Consider the following 16,276-nt stretch of genomic DNA (forward strand, 5'->3'; position numbering starts at 1 on the left):
GCGCTCGGCTTTGAATTCGGCCCGTAAGGGAGTACCGATCCAGCCTGTTAGTCGAAACGGTGTCTTGCCGCTCTCCTTTGCCCAGCAGCGATTCTGGTTCATCGAGCAATTATCACTCGCTAGTGCTGTCAATAATCTTAGAGTCGCCTTTCGGTTGACAGGACAGCTTAACGTGACGGCTCTAGAACGGAGTTTGCGCGAAATTGTCCGACGGCATGAAATCCTCAGAACTACTTTTCACTTGGTGGATGGGAAATCGGCTCAATCGATCGATCCAGATGCAGTCTTAATTTTACCGATCGTCGATCTCCAAAATTTATCCGAAATCGAGCGAGAGCAGGCCGCTCGACAACAACTCCAGCTGTTGGCTCAACAGCCTTTTGACTTGGAACGCGGCCCCCTATTGCGGGTCGAATTGATTCGCCTTGCCCCAGAAATTCATCAGCTAATTCTGGTCGTACACCATATCATTGGCGATGGGATCTCGATCGAGATTTGCTTGCAAGAACTGACTGTGCTGTACACCGCGTTCTGTGCGAATAAACCTTCGCCACTCAAAGATCTCACGATCCAATATGCCGATTTTGCGAGTTGGCAACATCGCTGGGTCGCAAGTGGCATCCTCGCCACTCAGCTCGAATATTGGCAACAACAGTTACAGGGCAGCTTGCCAATCTTGCAATTGCCGACCGATCGACCGCATCCACGCGTTCAGACAGCCAGGGGTGCGTATCAATTTTTAGAAGTGCCGCAAACGATCTCAGACGCGCTCAAGTCTCTGAGCAAGGCGGAGGGCGTAACTCTATTTATGACTTTATTAGCCGCCTTCGGAACGTTACTCTATCGATCCAGTGGGCAGGAAGATATCCTCGTGGGAACTCCGATTGCTGGACGTAGCCGTCAGGAGATCGATCGCTCGATCGGCTGTTTTATCAATACCTTAGTACTGCGTACCAACCTTGCAGATAATCCCAGTTTTCAAGAATTGCTCGGTCGCGTCCGGCAAGTAACTTTAGGAGCCTATGCTCATCAAGCTCTACCCTTCGAGCAACTAATTGCAGCACTGAATTTAGATCGCGATTTAAGCCGTTCGCCCCTATTTCAGGTCATGTTTATCTTCGAGCATAATGCTAGTACCGCTTGGACACTACCAGGGCTGACAGTTACAGAGATCGAAGTACCCAGTACCACCGCCAATTTTGACCTCACCTTAGACTTGCAAGAAACAGCTACCGGGATCGAGGGTGGCATTGAATACAATACTGACTTGTTTGATGCGGCCACGATCGAGCGGACGATCGGACATTTTCAAACTTTACTAGCAGCGATTGTGGCCAACCCAGCCCAGCGTATCGCCGATCTACCGCTCTTAACACCAGCAGAACGGCAACAACTGCTCGGCGAGTGGAACGATACCAAAGTTGACGATGCTAGACAGCTCTGCATCCATCAATTATTTGAAGCCCAGGTCGCACGCACGCCAACCGCAATTGCGGTGGTGTGTGAGGATGACAAAATTACTTACGCACAACTCAATCGCCGCGCCAATCAACTAGCCGATCGCTTGCAGCATGCAGGTGTAACTGCAAATGTGCTGGTGGGGATTTTGATGGAGCGGTCGATCGAGATGGTAGTGGCATTGCTGGGGATTTTGAAAGCTGGGGGAGCTTATGTGCCCCTAGATCCGCATTATCCGCCCGCCCGCATCAGTTATATGTTGGCAGATGCCGATGTCAAAATTCTCGTCACTCAATCGGAGTTGCGATCCCATTTGCCGTCTCCGCCCGATCTGGTGATTTGTCTAGATTCCGATTGGCAGTTAACAGGCTATAGTCCAGAGAATCTCGATCGAGAAGTACGCGGCGAGAACTTAGCTTATGCAATCTACACTTCTGGTTCTACCGGGCAACCCAAGGGGGTGGCAGTCGAACATCGAAATCTAGTCAACTTTTTGCACGCTATGCGCCCCGTGGGGTTAACTTCAGCGGATACGATGATGGCGGTGACAACGATTTGCTTTGATATTGCCGCCCTCGAACTATACCTGCCCCTAATAATTGGTGCGAAAGTAGCGATCGTGGCTCGGGCCGTAACGAGCGATGCCCATCGACTGTTTACCGAACTAGTTAAATCCCAAGCAACTGTGATGCAAGCGACACCAGCTACGTGGCAACTGCTATTAGCGGGTGGCTGGGATGCAAATTATCCGCTCAAAGTCTTGTGTGGTGGTGAAGCCTTGCCAAATCGACTCGCCCACCAAATTCTCGCAACTGGAAGCAAATTGTGGAATCTATATGGCCCCACCGAAACAACCGTTTGGTCTACCATCGCCCAGGTACATGCAACTAACTCAATCGGCAGCACTCACCAGACACTGTGTGCGATCGGACGACCGATCGCTAACACGCAAATCTACATCCTCGATAAACAGCTCCAACCAGTGCCCATCGGCGTCCATGGAGAACTATACATCGGCGGAGCTGGAGTAGTCAGAGGCTATCTCAATCGGCCCAAATTGACAGCCGAGAAATTTATACCCAATCCCTTCTCAACTGTTTCATCCGCACGCATCTACAAAACTGGCGACCTCGCTCGCTATGCGAGTGACGGCAACATCGAATTCCTGGGTCGCATCGACGATCTAGTCAAAGTGCGCGGCTTCCGCATCGAACTCGGTGAGATCGAGACAGTTCTGGCTCAACACTCGCTGGTCGATCGGGTGGTCGCGATCGCCAGAGAAATAACTCCAGGCAGTAAGAGCTTAATCGCTTATATCGTGCCGCACCGAGATCTCCTGCCGACGACTAGCGAATTGCGCAGCTTCCTCGGCGAGCGGCTACCCGAATACATGGTGCCCTCCGTTTTTGTCATATTAGAAACCTTCCCGCTGACGGCGAATGGGAAGATCGATCGCCAAGCCTTACCCCTACCAGATCGAGCCAGCTTAGAACCAGCTGCAACCTTTGTCCCGCCCCAGGATGGATTAGAACTGCAACTGACCAAAATCTGGGAGCGAGTGCTGGGAATTCAATCGATCGGGACTAGAGACAATTTCTTTGAGTTGGGGGGGCACTCGCTGCTCGCCGTCCAGTTATTTGCCGCCATTGCCAAAACATTCGGCACCAACCTGCCCCTAGCCACTCTGTTCCACTCGCCAACGATCGAGCAACTAGCTACGATCCTGCGCCAATCGCCAGGAGCGACAACTTGGTCGTCGCTAGTACCGATCGCCGCTCGCGGTTCCAAACCGCCCTTATTTTGCGCTCATCCCGTCGGCGGTAACGTTTTGGAATATTATCCCCTTGCCGCTTATTTAGGGGCAGAGCAGCCGATCTATGGCTTGCAGTCGCTAGGATTAGATGGCGTGCAAGCTCCATTGACTCGCATCGAGGACATGGCTGCTCGCTACATTCGGGAAATCCAAACCGTACAGCCGCAAGGGCCTTATTATCTGATTGGTTATTCGTTTGGAGCCTTAGTGGCTTTTGAAATTGCTTGCCAACTCGAACAGCAAGGCGAAACAATTGGTTTATTAGCTTCGATCGACAATGCCGCTCCGAGTTTATCAGCAGCCCGTCCGCCGTTACTCCCCACGATCGGGATTCATCTGCGCAATCTCTACCAACTAGACATGTTAGACCGCGTTAAATACATTCAAGATCGGATCGTATTTCGGACGCGATACCAATACCAGCAAAATAGCGACATCAAATTTCTAATCGATCGTTGGGATACACCATTGCCACCTGAATACTTAAAAGTGCTAGTTGCTAATTTTCAGGCTGCGGAGAAATACGCCGGTAAATCTTATCGAGGCAACCTCACACTGTTTCGGGCTGGCGTTCAGTCTTTAGAAAGAGCTTTACATCCCGATCTGGGTTGGGGAAAATTAGTTAGTGGGGAAGTCGAAATTCACAATTTGCGCGGACATCATAATAATTTATGGAAAGGGCCATATATTCAAGTTTTGGCGGATAAGTTGAGATTGGCTCTGCACTGAGACAATCCTCAACTCCAATGAGAGCGACACCCAAACACGATTAGCTGGGAGAAAATTGTGGATCGATCGGCAAATTTCAACAACGATTCAGCCTGGACTCAATTCCAATTAGCCAATGCTTGGCAACTGGAGGGAGACTTTGAAAATGCGATGAGCTGCTATCAAGAAGCTGTGAGATTGCAGCCCAATTACTTTCCGGCATATCAACGTTTAGGGGACTTGATGTTCGATCGCAGCCGGTTCGATGAGGCCCTGGAGTATTACGATCGATCGCTGTCACTAGATTTTGAAGCCACAGATCTGAGTTACTACTATCGATGTTTGGGTTTAGTAAAAGTAATTAAGCCAGAATACACTTCATTTGCGATCGACAAAACTAGTCCGCTCGCAACTGGCAAGATCGATCTCGGCCAACAAAGAATTTTTGGCGTGCATCGCAGTGGTTGGAACTTCGCCATCCAAGCACTCAAGTCCTTGCATAATCCTCACGGAATTTTATTCGATGGTTACTTGGATGATAACTTTCTGTTTCAACACGAACGATTGGGACTGCGTTCTCAGCGGATGCTCGCCAAAATGCAGGTAGATGGCGTATTTGAACAATTTGCCACATCAGCAGAAAAGGGGATCGTCCCCTATCAACAGCCTTGGGTGGGCTTTCTACACAGTCCGCAGTCGATGCCGCTCTGGTTTAATTATCCCCAAAGATCGCCCCAAAAGTTATTTGAAAAAGAGATTTGGCAGGCTAGCTTACCGTATTGCTTAGGATTATTTTCGTTATCTGAATATCATGCCCAGTGGCTCAGAGAGCAGACCGGAAAACCAGTTTCAGTATTAACTCATCCGACCGAAATTCCCGATCGAAAATTTGAGTTCGAGCGATTTATCACCAATCCTCACAAAAAAGTCGTCCAGATCGGTTGGTGGTTGCGCAAACTAAACTCGATTGATCGATTACCCCTGGCTGAAGATAACTCCCTGGGCTATCAAAAGGTCAGAATCGGCTCTTTTTTCGATCTAGAAGCAGCATCATTTGCCAATCTGCTGAAATTAGAAGCGAGAATTTACAAAATTGAAGTCGATGAGATCTATCGATCGAATACTGTCGCGATCGATTATGTCTCTAACGATGAATATGACGATCTATTGTCTATGAATATTGCTTTTGTCGATTTGTATGATGCTAGTGCCAATAATGCGATCGTCGAATGTATCGCGCGGGCAACTCCATTGCTGATTAACCCCCTAACTGCTGTCCGAGAATATCTTGGAGCAGACTATCCCATGTATTTCGATAATCTCAACGAAGCTGCGGAAAAAGCGGTAGATACCGCTTTGATTTTAGAAACTCATGAATATCTAAAAAAATGCCAAACTAGTAAGAAATTATCGGAGAATTACTTTCTCACTAGTTTTCAGAACAGTGAAGTGTATCTGGCTATCTAGCTTTTAACCAACTGCTTAATCTTCGCCACCGTATTCAGATAGTCAATATCTTTGCCCTGCTTTTGATACAGCTCGGCGGCAACGACATAATTGGCGATCGCCGTGCGATTGTTGCCGAGACGATGGTAAGCATGAGCGCGCCGTTGATAAGCTTCCGCCGAATTAGGATCGAGCGCGATCGCCCGATCGTAATCTTTTAACCCACGTTGACAATCTTGAAGTTCGCACAGTGCAAATCCGCGCCCGATATAAGCAGCGGCAGCATTGGGATTGAGATAGATCGCGGTATTGAAATCGACTTTGGCACCTTGCCAATTAGATTGGATATTGCGGATACTGCCGCGATGTAAGTAAACTTCGGGATGTTCGGGATCGATGGCGATCGCTTGCGTATAGTCGGCTTCGGCACCAGACCAATCTTTGGTAAGGCTCCGGGCGATCCCGCGTCGAAAATAGATCTCTAGAAATTTGGGATCGATCGCCAGGGCGCGATTGTAATCGGCAATTGCGCCCGGATAATCGCCTTTTTCCGATTTTTCCTGAGCGGTAATAAACAGATCGTCGGCTGTGAGCGTTGCTGAGACGGGGATGGGAGCTGTCGGCGCGATGTCGAGGCTGAGTTGGCTGGCAATTTGGGTAAATGTATCGATCGGGATCGCCAAACCGCTCACGGCTTTAATCCTGTGGGTGGGCTGTGGTGACGGGGACGAGCGACTGTCACTTTGATTGACATAGCCAGTCATCGTCCCGATGCTTTTGCCATTGATGCCGATTAGGCTGCCCTTGTCAGTAAATAAGCCCCCACCGCTCATCCCTGGCAGCACATCCACGCTGCTAAAGACCACTCCATAGCCTTGAGCTTGAGCTTGGTGGCTACTGGCGACAACGGTGCCAGGAAAAAACTTTAACATTTTCCCCTGAAAGCCCGCAATAAATACCCGCTGACCCCGAGCGAGTGTGTGCGAATCACCCAGTTCGGCGACAGCATAATCGCGATCGCTCTGGAAGGTAATTGTCGCTAAATCGATTGAGTTGGGCGCAATTTTGACATCGCTAGGATTGACGATATATTGTTGGCGATCGGGCGTGGTAATGGAGAAGGGCGCATTGCGCAGATTGTTGACCACATGGGCGGCAGTTAAGATCGTATAAGTATTGGCAACATGCCTGACGATCGTCCCCGAACCTTGTCCGGATCGAGTTTCGATCGTCACGATGCGCTGGCGCGCTAACTCGGAACGCGATTCACCAATCGGAGCAGTCGGGATGGTTGGATCGATCGGGGTATCGGCAATTGCTCGATCGGGTAAAATCTGCATGACTGAGATAGCCAAGCTAGCACCGAACAGGGCGGGTGTGAGGTGTTTGTACATGAAGACTTTGGAGATGGACGGCGCGGTGTAAATGACTGAGTTACCGGGGTACTACTCTGCGCACGCACATTCTACAGCCAAATAGATATACTGCGATCGCTATAATGTAAGCATGGGACATAGTCGCCCTCGCTATCACAACTAAATCCAGTTGCTGCTCGTTTCCAGCGACTCCGCCAACGTAAGATACTAGATCTATCATCGATCGCAAACACCCAATCATGACCGAACTCACCGATAACCAGCCACCGATCGATACCGAAGCAATCTTGCTCATGTTGCGGCGCAAAGAAGGCAACTGGGTAGAATGGGGTAAAGCTTGCCAGCAACTCCAAAAAGAGGGACTCAAACCCCAAGACATTTTTGAGAAGACGGGATTTGAACCAATCCAGCAGAATCAAATCATCGTCGCCGCCCAGGTGTTCGATAGTATGATGATCGTTGGCATTGCGCCAGCAACAGAAGCTCATTATCGGCGCGTCGGTAGCGATAGTCTCTACGAACTGCGGATACTCTCTCAAGCAGATCGGGCGGCGACGGCTGACTATCTCCACAGCCGCAATATCGACTCGGAAGGCTCCAAAGAAGTCGTGAAGGCATTTAAAGAATTTTCGTATATGCGCCAGCCGCCCGAGGGTTTTACCCACCATCCCGGCGATGCCGTGGCTTACCAATACTGGCGATATATCAAACAACAAGCCGATCTGACCGAAAAAACGCGACTGATCGCGCGCGGACTGATGTTTGCCCACAGTCAAGGTGCTCGCACTCAGATCGAAAAGTTACTTACCGCGCTGACGGCACCACCCCAACGCCCAGCACCACCACTACCGATCTATCGGTTGGAAGCTGATGAAGAGCTACCGCGCACGATTCCCGTCGCTGGTGCCTTTCCGATCGCTACCAACATGCTCGCCGATGTCCCGCAAATAGCTAACAGTACCGGGGCTTTTCAAATCTTTCATAGCAATTGGGATGGCGGCTGGGTGAGCCTGCCAGGTTGGGGCGTATTGTGCAAAGCCGAAGATCCGATCGCGATTACCGCCACTAGAGATACCGTGCCACTACCGATTAATGGCGAATGGGCAGATACGATCCTGATTCTCGATCGTCAGGCGACTGAGTGGAATGAGTTTAATTATTTTGCTGTCGATCGCGATGGCAAGCTAGCAGTAGAATGGTTCGAGACTGCCCCCTCGATCCCGCTCCTGGCTCAACTAGTGTTGATCGTCCATCCCAAACGCCCGATCGATCCTGATAATCCCAAAGATCTCTGGGAACTCGAAGACTAATTTCAAATTGTGAAGCCCCGCCCCTACTTTTGGAGCAACCATGTATGCGCAAGTCTACTAGACTTCGTTTTGAGATCTAAATCCCCCTAGCCCCCTTAAAAAGGGGGAACCGGATCGAAAGTCCCCCTTTTTAAGGGGGATTTAGGGGGATTCCCACCAATATCGCCTCTAACCAGAGATGCGTATACACTGTAGAAACTTAGGGGTGGGGTTAGTGTCTAAGACAACAAAAAAGCGATCGCCACGCCTAATAACACTAGCAGCGGAATTCCCCTAGCTAATATCCCCCAAAAGCCAATGCGGGTGCGTTCTTCCAACTTGACATCGATCGTCCGCATTTCTGCTTGCACGACTTGAATTTTGCCATCGAGCTTAGTTTCGATATTATTAATCAGACCCTCTAACTTCGCAAATTCCACCCGTGTTTCTTCCCGCAATCCCGCGATCGAAACACTGAGATCGGCAATCGCTTTACTATTAGCATCGATCGCATTCTTAATTTCGCGGAGATCTGGCTCAGTGGATGATGACATGACATTTGCAATGAGATGGGGATACTTTTAGTTTAAAAGAATTTTCCCTGCCCAGAAAAACAACTCGATCGGCAAATCTCCCCACTTCCCGCTCCGAACTCCCTGTCTTGTCTCTCTAAACCGTCGGGGAACAAAGGCGGGCGAGAGCCGCAACTCCCATACGGTGGTACAGCAACTCCCAACTCCCTAAAGTCCACAGACAAAATCATCCAAATCCCTCGTAGTATCTACACCAGTCACATACCTCCCTTCCGTCAGCGTAAAATCTTCCCAAGCCGCCTGCTGACTAGCTAGCAAATCTACCGTCGCATCGGCAACATCGCCAGTCCGCTGCCTCAAGCGATCGCGCAGCACCTCCACAGGCGCAGTACAGTGCAAGATCTGTAAAGGGATGCCTCCAGACGTGGCTAAATCGATCGCCGCCGCCCGCAGCGACACTCGATCGTACTTGGCATCCAAAATCACCGTCCAGCCCTGTGCGGCTAGTTGAACACCCAATGCTAGCAACCGCTGATAAGTGCGATCGGTCATTTCGGGCGTATACAGACTCGCATCGCCTTTAGCGAACAGCGGAATTCCCCCCAAATGCTTGCGCACTGCATCCGATCGCAGATGGACGCCACCTAATGCTCCCGCAATCTTTTTCCCCAGCGTACTTTTCCCAGAACCCGATAGTCCTGATAGCATGATTAGCTTGCCTTGGCGATCGCGCGTATACTCCCAAGCCTGACGATAGTACCCTCCCGCTGTCTGGGCGGCTGCGGCGCGCTCCTGACTATCGACGTTCGGATCGTCGAGCAAGAAGGATGTCACCTTCGCTCGCACATACGCCTGACGGCTCAAATACATCGGCAATACTTGCAAACCTGCCCAGTCGCCAGTGTGCTCGGCATAGGTATTTAAAAACCGATTGGCAAAATCTTTACGTCCTCTAGCTTCGAGATCCATTACGGCAAAAGCGATATCGTACATCGTATCGACAAATCGAAATGGCTCGTTAAATTCGATGCAATCAAATAGCACGATTTTGGATTGCCATCGACAGATATTGCGCAAGTGTAAATCGCCATGACATTCGCGAATAAACCCCTGATTAATTCGATCGAGGAATAGTTCGGAATGCTCGCTTAAGAAGCGATCGGTATAGGCTTTGGTTTCGGTAAATTGCTGTGGTGTCTGGGCGCGCCCGATATATTTTTCAGTGTGGCGATAGTTGTCGTCGATCGATTCTTTAATCCGCTCGATCGTCCCGAAACTCTGAATATATTCGTTGGTTTGCGCCCGAGCGTGAAAATCAGCCACAACTCGACCCATTTCTTCGATGTCGGCAATCTCAATCTCCCCCGACTCAAACATATTACTGAGTAAACTTGATTGGGGAAACTGCACCATCTTGACAGCATAGTCTGCTATTTCGCCATCGTTGCCGAACTGATACCGATCGCCTTGCTTACTAATAGCAACTACTTCTATATATAATTCTTTGGCTCCGCGTTGATTGAGCCGTAATTCTTCCTGACAGAAGTGTTGGCGTTTGGCAACGGTTGAATAATCTAAGAAACCAAAATTAACTGGCTTTTTGAGTTTGTAAGCAAAGTCTCCCGTCATCAAGACATAAGAGGCATGGGTTTGCATCAATTGAATCGGCATCTGCACCGGATGCGGATAAAATTCCGGTGTTAACATTTGCTGAATTAATGCTGGTAGTGTGTCTAGTTCCATTCCGCTCTCCAAGTTAGTCTCGATGTCATCTGATTTTTGCTGAATTTAGGTTTTGAGTCTCTCCCCACCATGAAGCCTATTTAATCTAAATATTCATGTTAGAGCGCGGTCGTCTGTATCGAACGATTAGCAATTTTTCGATCCTAAATTCGTTTAAGTCAATACCGATGCCTTCTGCTCCAAAATTACTCGCTCTAAGCAGATGTTTGGCTGCCTCTAATTTCAAAAAGTGTATCCTATAAGAACATTTTGATTTGAATATACTTACTGGATTCGATCGCGTTGTTAGAGCGAGATCGTCAGAAGATCGTAGGTGTGTTACCGCGTTCGCGTAGCGTCTGCCTTCGCAGAAGCGTAACGCACCGAAAGGAATAGCTATTCCCCAGCGTGATAAGAACTCCGAACCAGCGGTGCCGATCGAACGTGCCCAAAGCCTAACTCGCGGGCGATCGCACCAAAGCGATCGAATTCATCTGGTGTCCAGTATTTAACGACAGGCAAGTGTTCGAGGGATGGGCGCATATATTGTCCCAGGGTAATTCGATCGCAATCGATCGATCGCAGATCTTGCAATGTCTCGATAATTTCGGCTTCGGTTTCACCATGTCCGAGCATTAAGCCTGATTTGGTCGGGATGCTGGAATCTAGGGTTTTAACGTGGCGCAGGACATCTAGCGATCGCTGGTATTTTGCCCCCCGTCGCACTCGATCTTGAAGTCGGGCGACTGTTTCGACATTATGGTTGTAACAAGCCGGTCTGACGCTAACTACAGTGGCGATGCGTTGCTGTTGTTGGCTGTGAGCATTGCGACCGCTCCAAAAGTCGGGGGTGAGGACTTCTACTTGCGTGTCGGGATTCGCTATGCGAATTGCTTCGATCGTCGCGACAAACCAGCCCGCACCACCATCGTCGAGATCGTCGCGCGCGACGGCGGTTAAGACGACATATTTTAAACCCATCAGCCCGACTGCTTCGGCGACTTTCTGCGGTTCTTGAGGGTCTAAGGGCATCGGTGCGTGACCTTTATCGACTTGACAAAAGCCGCAACTGCGGGTGCAAGTCGGCCCCATCAGCAAGAAACTCGCAGTTTTCTGGCTATAGCATTCGCCGCGATTGGGACAGCGACCTTCTTCGCAGATCGTATGAATCTGCCGCTGTTTGACAATCTGTTGGACGGTGGATAGATCGCTAGCCGTACCGATCGACGATCTCCGCAACCAGGGTGGTAAAGCTTGAACTTCGGCGCGCCAACGAGCTAGATCGGAAGAAGTTGAGGACATAGGTTTGCAATCGCGGTGGGAGTGAGGAATAGCAGGGACTTAGCTAAAATACTATCGATCGCCTACCCTTGAATTTAACGGTCTAATTAAGCTAAATTGATGGGACGATCGATGTTAATCTAGGAACTTGGCAATTTGAGATCCTGAGGGAGTCAAGACGCTCGATCGCCTCATGGCAATTTTTTAGAAAGTTTTATCGATTTGCACTGAAACTGAGTTCAACCCTCTGAATTATAGGATAGGAGTAACGACGAGTAACAACACCTAAGTTCATAACAGACAACAAGGAGTCAAGTGTGGCAACTAGTAAAATCTTGGTAATTGATGATAGTCGCGTCATCAGAAAGACAGTTCGCGATATGCTTCCCGAAGGCGACTTTGAAGTCATCGAAGCAAAAGATGGCCTAGAAGGCATCAACTTTGTGGAAAAAGAGCACCCCTCTTTAATTATGTTAGATTTTATCCTACCTAAAATGAGTGGGTGGGATGTCTTTCAGCAAATTCAGGCACATCCGGAGTTTCAGAAGATCCCTTTGGTCTTGATGTCTGGTAAAAAAGAGGAAGTTACCAGCAAGATTTCCGAGCCGTTTGAATTTTTTGAATTTATCGAAAAACCGTTCGATCGAGTTATTCTCAAGGATGCGATCCAGTCAGCGATGACTAAAGCGCGCAAGGCTCGTCCGCGTCTGACTTCAGAACTGCCACAACCAATGGCCTTGGCCGCCGGTGAATATCCAGTCACTAATGACGAACTCGATCGCTTGCAAGCGCAGCTCGATCGAGCGCAAGAGCAGTTGGCAACCTTCCAATCGGCTACTAGTACTCAGATCCAGGAACTACAAGCCCAATTGGTGGCAACAGAGCGTTCGCGCGCTACCGAGATCCAAGACTTGATGGCTAAATTTGAAGCCATTCGCCAAGATCGCGATGCGGAACAGCAAGCTACAGTTCAAAAGGTCATTCACCTAGAAACTGAAGTCGATACCTTGAAAAAACAACTCGGTCAATTGATTGTTTTAATCAAGAAGAAATTGACTTAGAATTAGCGATGCTTGAAGAGGAAAGTCGATCTTTAGTCCAAATTAGATCGACAACATCTATCGGCATTTAACTTCAGATTATGGCTCGGTTGTTAACAATCGACATGTCAATAACTGAGTTAAAAAATTAGCTCGATTTAATAATATCCACACCGATCCTCGTGGGATGTTGTTACTCTAACTTAACTGATTTCTCGCCTGCCTTCGAGAGCGCGGGCGAGAGTTATTTCATCTGCATATTCTAGATCGCCACCCATCGGTAAGCCGAAGGCAATTCTAGTAACTTTAGTTAAGGGCGAAATCAGTCTGCCCAAATATAAGGTTGTGGTTTCACCTTCGACGGTGGGACTGACAGCAACGATGGCTTCTTTGACGTCTTGCTGGGTAATCCGGTGCAGTAGTGAGGAAATATTTAACTGTTCGGGGCCGATGCCATCCATCGGGGAAATAATCCCGCCTAAAACATGATACTGTCCGCTAAATTCGCGCGTTTTTTCTAAGGCAATCACATCGCGAGAATCAGCCACGATACAGATCGTTTGGCGATCGCGTTGGGGATTGCGACAGATATCGCAAATCGGCTCGGCGGATAGATGAAAACAGACTTGACAAAAGCCAACTTGCTGCTTGGCATCGATTAAAGCTTGGGCTAGTTGTTCGACTTCTTGGGGCGTACGTTTGAGAACATATAAAGCTAGCCTCTGAGCAGATTTGGGACCTACTCCAGGCAATCGTTGCAATTGCTCGATTAGATTGGCGAGGGGGCGCGTGTAAGCCGTAAGTTTAGCTCCTGACGATCGATATAAACATTAGTTTGGCATGGCGGCAACTGAAGCCAGCGTTTCATAGATACCGCTCGACCGCAGTGCGTTGCTACCGCACCATATTATAGGCTAAACGGAGATCGTCCCCAACCAAATTTACGTAATTAATGGCGGCGGTGGTGTAGATAGCTTTCGCGATCGCGCTAGAAATTGCTGGTGCGAGCGTGAATCCGCATACACTATAAATTGTAGCTTTTTTCTGCCACTGCGTGTTTAGTCAACCATCCCTCCTCATCGATGTGCTCGCCAATGGGTGGGTGGTGCTTGTCTTTATATTGCTATTTGGCTATCTGCCGACGATCGCCTTTCCGCAGCGATCGATTCCGTCATGGTCGAGTCGGCTAGTCGGCGCATTTGTCCGCACGATGGCGATTGTCGCCATCGGCAGCATGTTGTGGACGAAGCTTGGATTATTTACTTGGATTGCGGCGGTATTAGGCTACAGTGCGGGTTTGAGTATTGGTTGGATTGCCAGCCATCAATGGCAGTATCGGCAACCAGTGCGACAGCTCGCCCAACAACTGGCGATCTCGACAGTCGATATTTTCGATCGCGGCTTGTCGATGCCTCAACTCATACAGTGGCTGCGCTGGCCGCGGCAATTTCTCGAACAGTCGTTCCAAGCGCGAATCGATCGCTCGAAACGGAGCTTACCGTTCATTATCTTGAGTGCGATCGCGACGATCTCGATCCTGTTGCTGGCGGTGGGGTTGCGATTCGAGCATCCCTTGACGGAATTTCGCTTCGCTCATCCCGATACCTACGAGCAACTACTGCTGACCCAAAAGATTTTGGCGCGGGATTTACTGCAAGTCGATCGACTGCCGATTTTTCCCAGTTTAGCCGCTTTTCTAACTGCGGTGAGTGGCGTCCATCCCGTCCACGTCGTCCACGTACTCGGAGCGATTATCGGCACGTTGCTGGTGCTGAGTGTCGGCTATATGCTGCGTTGCTTGACTAACAACGACGCGGCGACCTTCGCGGCGACTTATAGTCTCGGAGCCTATCTATTTACTTGGCAGCTCCCAATTTCGACCCAGTTGCCCTTCAGCGTTCAGCAATGTCTGCATGCCCTCAAGGATACGCTCGATCGGGGTTTAATTCGATCGTGGGCGGTCAGCGAGTTTGAATTGGGCGCGCTGTTTGCGATGTTGGCGATCGGCTGTAGCACGCAGCTCCACCGCTCCGCCCAGCGGAATGAAGCGATCGTCAATACGCTTTGCTGCGTTCTGTTAGTAGCGGCGATCGCGCCGAGCTTGCTGATTCTGCTGTTATTCGGCAGCTTTGGACTGATTTTTGGCCGCCAGATGGCGTTATTTACCCTCAGTACCGCCTGGACGATTTTAGCCGTCTTAGCGGCGACCTCGATCGAGCGGTTCCCCCCGCTTACAGGCATCTTAGCCACATTACCGATCGGGTTGAGCTTATTAGTGGGGCTATTATTTATCGCGATCTCGACTGCGGGGCGATTATTATTGGCGAGTTGGTCGGCACCAATTTGCTTGACCGTTTTTATCGCCATCACGCTCAATTTCTGTCTGCCATCCTTACCCACGATCGATTATCTCGAATATGATGCCGCCGCTCGCAAAGCCATCGAGATCGGCCATCTCTTCCCGCGCCATCACTGGACGGTCGTCGCCCCAATCGAACAATTGTCCCAAGTCTACGGTCGCGGCTGGTATGAAGATGCCGCTGTGTTTACCGCCAAATACCAAGATCTCGTCACTAAGCCGAGCTTTTATTTTCCCCACCCAACACCACTATTAATCTTTACCGAAAAACGCCCTTTTGTTGCCGATAAGCCGGAGTATCCCGTGCCCTACTCGGTACTGATCGACCCTACCTATCGTCATTATCGCTCTCCCAGTGGGCGCACCCAGTTAGAGCGTGCCCTCCTGCAACTATGCGAAACTTATCGCCGCCATCATCCCAATCTACATCGAATTTATTACGAAAACGATCGCTTGCGCATTTATCAATTCTTGCCAGCCTCGATCGCTAAAAAAACGCCCCAACTCGCCAATAAAGGCTAGTCAGGGACGAATAATCAGGGTGCATCTACCACTCCTATATCCACACACTCAATCGCTCAATCGGGACGAATTTCAAATCTATTTGCCAGTCCAAAAAAAACGCCCCAACTCAGCCAATAAAGGCTAATTAGGGACGAATAATCAGGGTGCATCTACCACTCCTATATCCACCCACTCGATCGCTCAATCGGGACGAATTTCCAATCTCTTGCCGATCGAACAATTAAAATTTCCGATCCCTCTATCTCTCAAAAAAAACGCCCCAAGCTACCAGTTAAGGTAAGTCAGGGACGAATAATCAGGGTGCATCTACCACTCCTATATCCATCTGTTCGATCGCCAGATCGGGACGAATTTCCAATCTCTTGCCGACTTTCTTCCCCGCTCCCCGCTGTCTTGACCCAAACGCACGCTGTAGGCGTTGGCGTAAGCCTGCCGTAAGCACAGCCTCTCCGTTCGCGCAGCGTCTCGCAGAGAAGGAGATCCGAAGCCAGACGTGTCGCTAGCGGCTCGCAGCCGGGAGGTTCCCTCTCTTGTCGCGCATCAACCGGGAGGGAACCTCCTTTGTCGATGCGCCGCTCCCGGATGATGCGACCCAAATCACGCGGAGAGTGGAGGAGCATGTGTTTGGGTCAGCGGCTCGCTCCGGTCGGGTTTCAAAGGCGATGGAAGCGAGACAAGACAAGACAGCGACCCAAATCACGCGGAGGTTCCCTCCGCATGTGTTTG

General features: G+C 49.8%; 11 protein-coding genes. 5 read left to right on the forward strand and 6 right to left on the reverse strand.

The window, feature by feature from the left end:
• The first annotated feature begins 10 nt into the window (after positions 1 to 10).
• Complete coding sequence (locus tag RMO84_RS20950; protein ID WP_310490372.1) at positions 11 to 4,000, forward strand: amino acid adenylation domain-containing protein; 3,990 nt, start codon at positions 11 to 13, stop codon at positions 3,998 to 4,000.
• Positions 4,001 to 4,057: 57 nt separating this feature from the next.
• Entirely contained in the window at positions 4,058 to 5,446 is a 1,389-nt protein-coding gene (locus RMO84_RS20955; RefSeq protein WP_310490373.1) for a tetratricopeptide repeat protein, read from the forward strand.
• On the opposite strand, the gene RMO84_RS20960 is transcribed toward RMO84_RS20955, so the two are convergent.
• The gene (locus RMO84_RS20960) at positions 5,443 to 6,819 is read right to left on the reverse strand and encodes a tetratricopeptide repeat-containing serine protease family protein (protein ID WP_310490374.1); all 1,377 of its coding nucleotides are present in this window, start codon (positions 6,817 to 6,819) and stop codon (positions 5,443 to 5,445) included. The genes RMO84_RS20955 and RMO84_RS20960 overlap by 4 nt on opposite strands.
• 221 nt (positions 6,820 to 7,040) lie before the next feature.
• Between RMO84_RS20960 and RMO84_RS20965 the strand changes: the two genes are divergently transcribed.
• Positions 7,041 to 8,111: a RuBisCO accumulation factor 1 gene (locus tag RMO84_RS20965; RefSeq protein ID WP_310490375.1), complete on the forward strand. Its 1,071-nt coding sequence runs from the start codon at positions 7,041 to 7,043 to the stop codon at positions 8,109 to 8,111.
• 218 nt (positions 8,112 to 8,329) lie between these two features.
• On the opposite strand, the gene RMO84_RS20970 is transcribed toward RMO84_RS20965, so the two are convergent.
• From RMO84_RS20970 to lipA, 3 genes are all read right to left on the reverse strand, one after another.
• Positions 8,330 to 8,644 (reverse strand): hypothetical protein, encoded by a 315-nt coding sequence (locus RMO84_RS20970; RefSeq protein ID WP_310490376.1) that lies wholly within the window; start codon positions 8,642 to 8,644, stop codon positions 8,330 to 8,332.
• A 186-nt stretch (positions 8,645 to 8,830) separates the two neighbouring features.
• A complete protein-coding gene (locus tag RMO84_RS20975) occupies positions 8,831 to 10,366 on the reverse strand; it encodes an AAA family ATPase (RefSeq protein ID WP_310490377.1) in 1,536 nt (511 codons plus the stop codon).
• A 375-nt stretch (positions 10,367 to 10,741) separates the two neighbouring features.
• Positions 10,742 to 11,647, reverse strand: a complete 906-nt coding sequence (gene lipA, locus RMO84_RS20980) for a lipoyl synthase (protein ID WP_310490378.1) — start codon at positions 11,645 to 11,647, stop codon at positions 10,742 to 10,744.
• Between the two features lie 296 nt (positions 11,648 to 11,943).
• Here lipA and RMO84_RS21450 point away from each other — a divergent pair, with 296 nt between their 5' ends.
• Positions 11,944 to 12,687 (forward strand): response regulator, encoded by a 744-nt coding sequence (locus RMO84_RS21450; protein WP_396135913.1) that lies wholly within the window; start codon positions 11,944 to 11,946, stop codon positions 12,685 to 12,687.
• Positions 12,688 to 12,869: 182 nt separating this feature from the next.
• Here RMO84_RS21450 and recR read toward each other — a convergent pair whose 3' ends face one another.
• Complete coding sequence (recR, locus tag RMO84_RS20990; protein ID WP_396135914.1) at positions 12,870 to 13,436, reverse strand: recombination mediator RecR; 567 nt, start codon at positions 13,434 to 13,436, stop codon at positions 12,870 to 12,872.
• A gap of 284 nt (positions 13,437 to 13,720) precedes the next feature.
• Between recR and RMO84_RS20995 the strand changes: the two genes are divergently transcribed.
• A complete protein-coding gene (locus tag RMO84_RS20995) occupies positions 13,721 to 15,547 on the forward strand; it encodes a hypothetical protein (RefSeq protein WP_310490380.1) in 1,827 nt (608 codons plus the stop codon).
• Between the two features lie 298 nt (positions 15,548 to 15,845).
• Here RMO84_RS20995 and RMO84_RS21000 read toward each other — a convergent pair whose 3' ends face one another.
• Positions 15,846 to 15,992 carry a hypothetical protein gene (locus tag RMO84_RS21000; RefSeq protein ID WP_310490381.1) on the reverse strand — a complete coding sequence of 49 codons (147 nt, stop codon included), beginning with the start codon at positions 15,990 to 15,992 and terminating at the stop codon, positions 15,846 to 15,848.
• Positions 15,993 to 16,276: the final 284 nt, after the last annotated feature.

It is taken from the genome of Chamaesiphon sp. VAR_69_metabat_338 (assembly GCF_031423935.1).
Classification (GTDB): Bacteria; Cyanobacteriota; Cyanobacteriia; order Cyanobacteriales; family Chamaesiphonaceae; genus Chamaesiphon.

Bases quoted from the DNA above. Each gene is read 5' to 3' on its own strand.
- RMO84_RS20970 (WP_310490376.1), bottom strand. From the start codon at position 8,644: ATGTCATCATCCACTGAGCCAGATCTCCGCGAAATTAAGAATGCGATC.
- RMO84_RS20965 (WP_310490375.1), top strand. From the start codon at position 7,041: ATGACCGAACTCACCGATAACCAGCCACCGATCGATACCGAAGCAATC.
- lipA (WP_310490378.1), bottom strand. From the start codon at position 11,647: ATGTCCTCAACTTCTTCCGATCTAGCTCGTTGGCGCGCCGAAGTTCAA.
- RMO84_RS20975 (WP_310490377.1), bottom strand. From the start codon at position 10,366: ATGGAACTAGACACACTACCAGCATTAATTCAGCAAATGTTAACACCG.
- RMO84_RS20960 (WP_310490374.1), bottom strand. From the start codon at position 6,819: ATGTACAAACACCTCACACCCGCCCTGTTCGGTGCTAGCTTGGCTATC.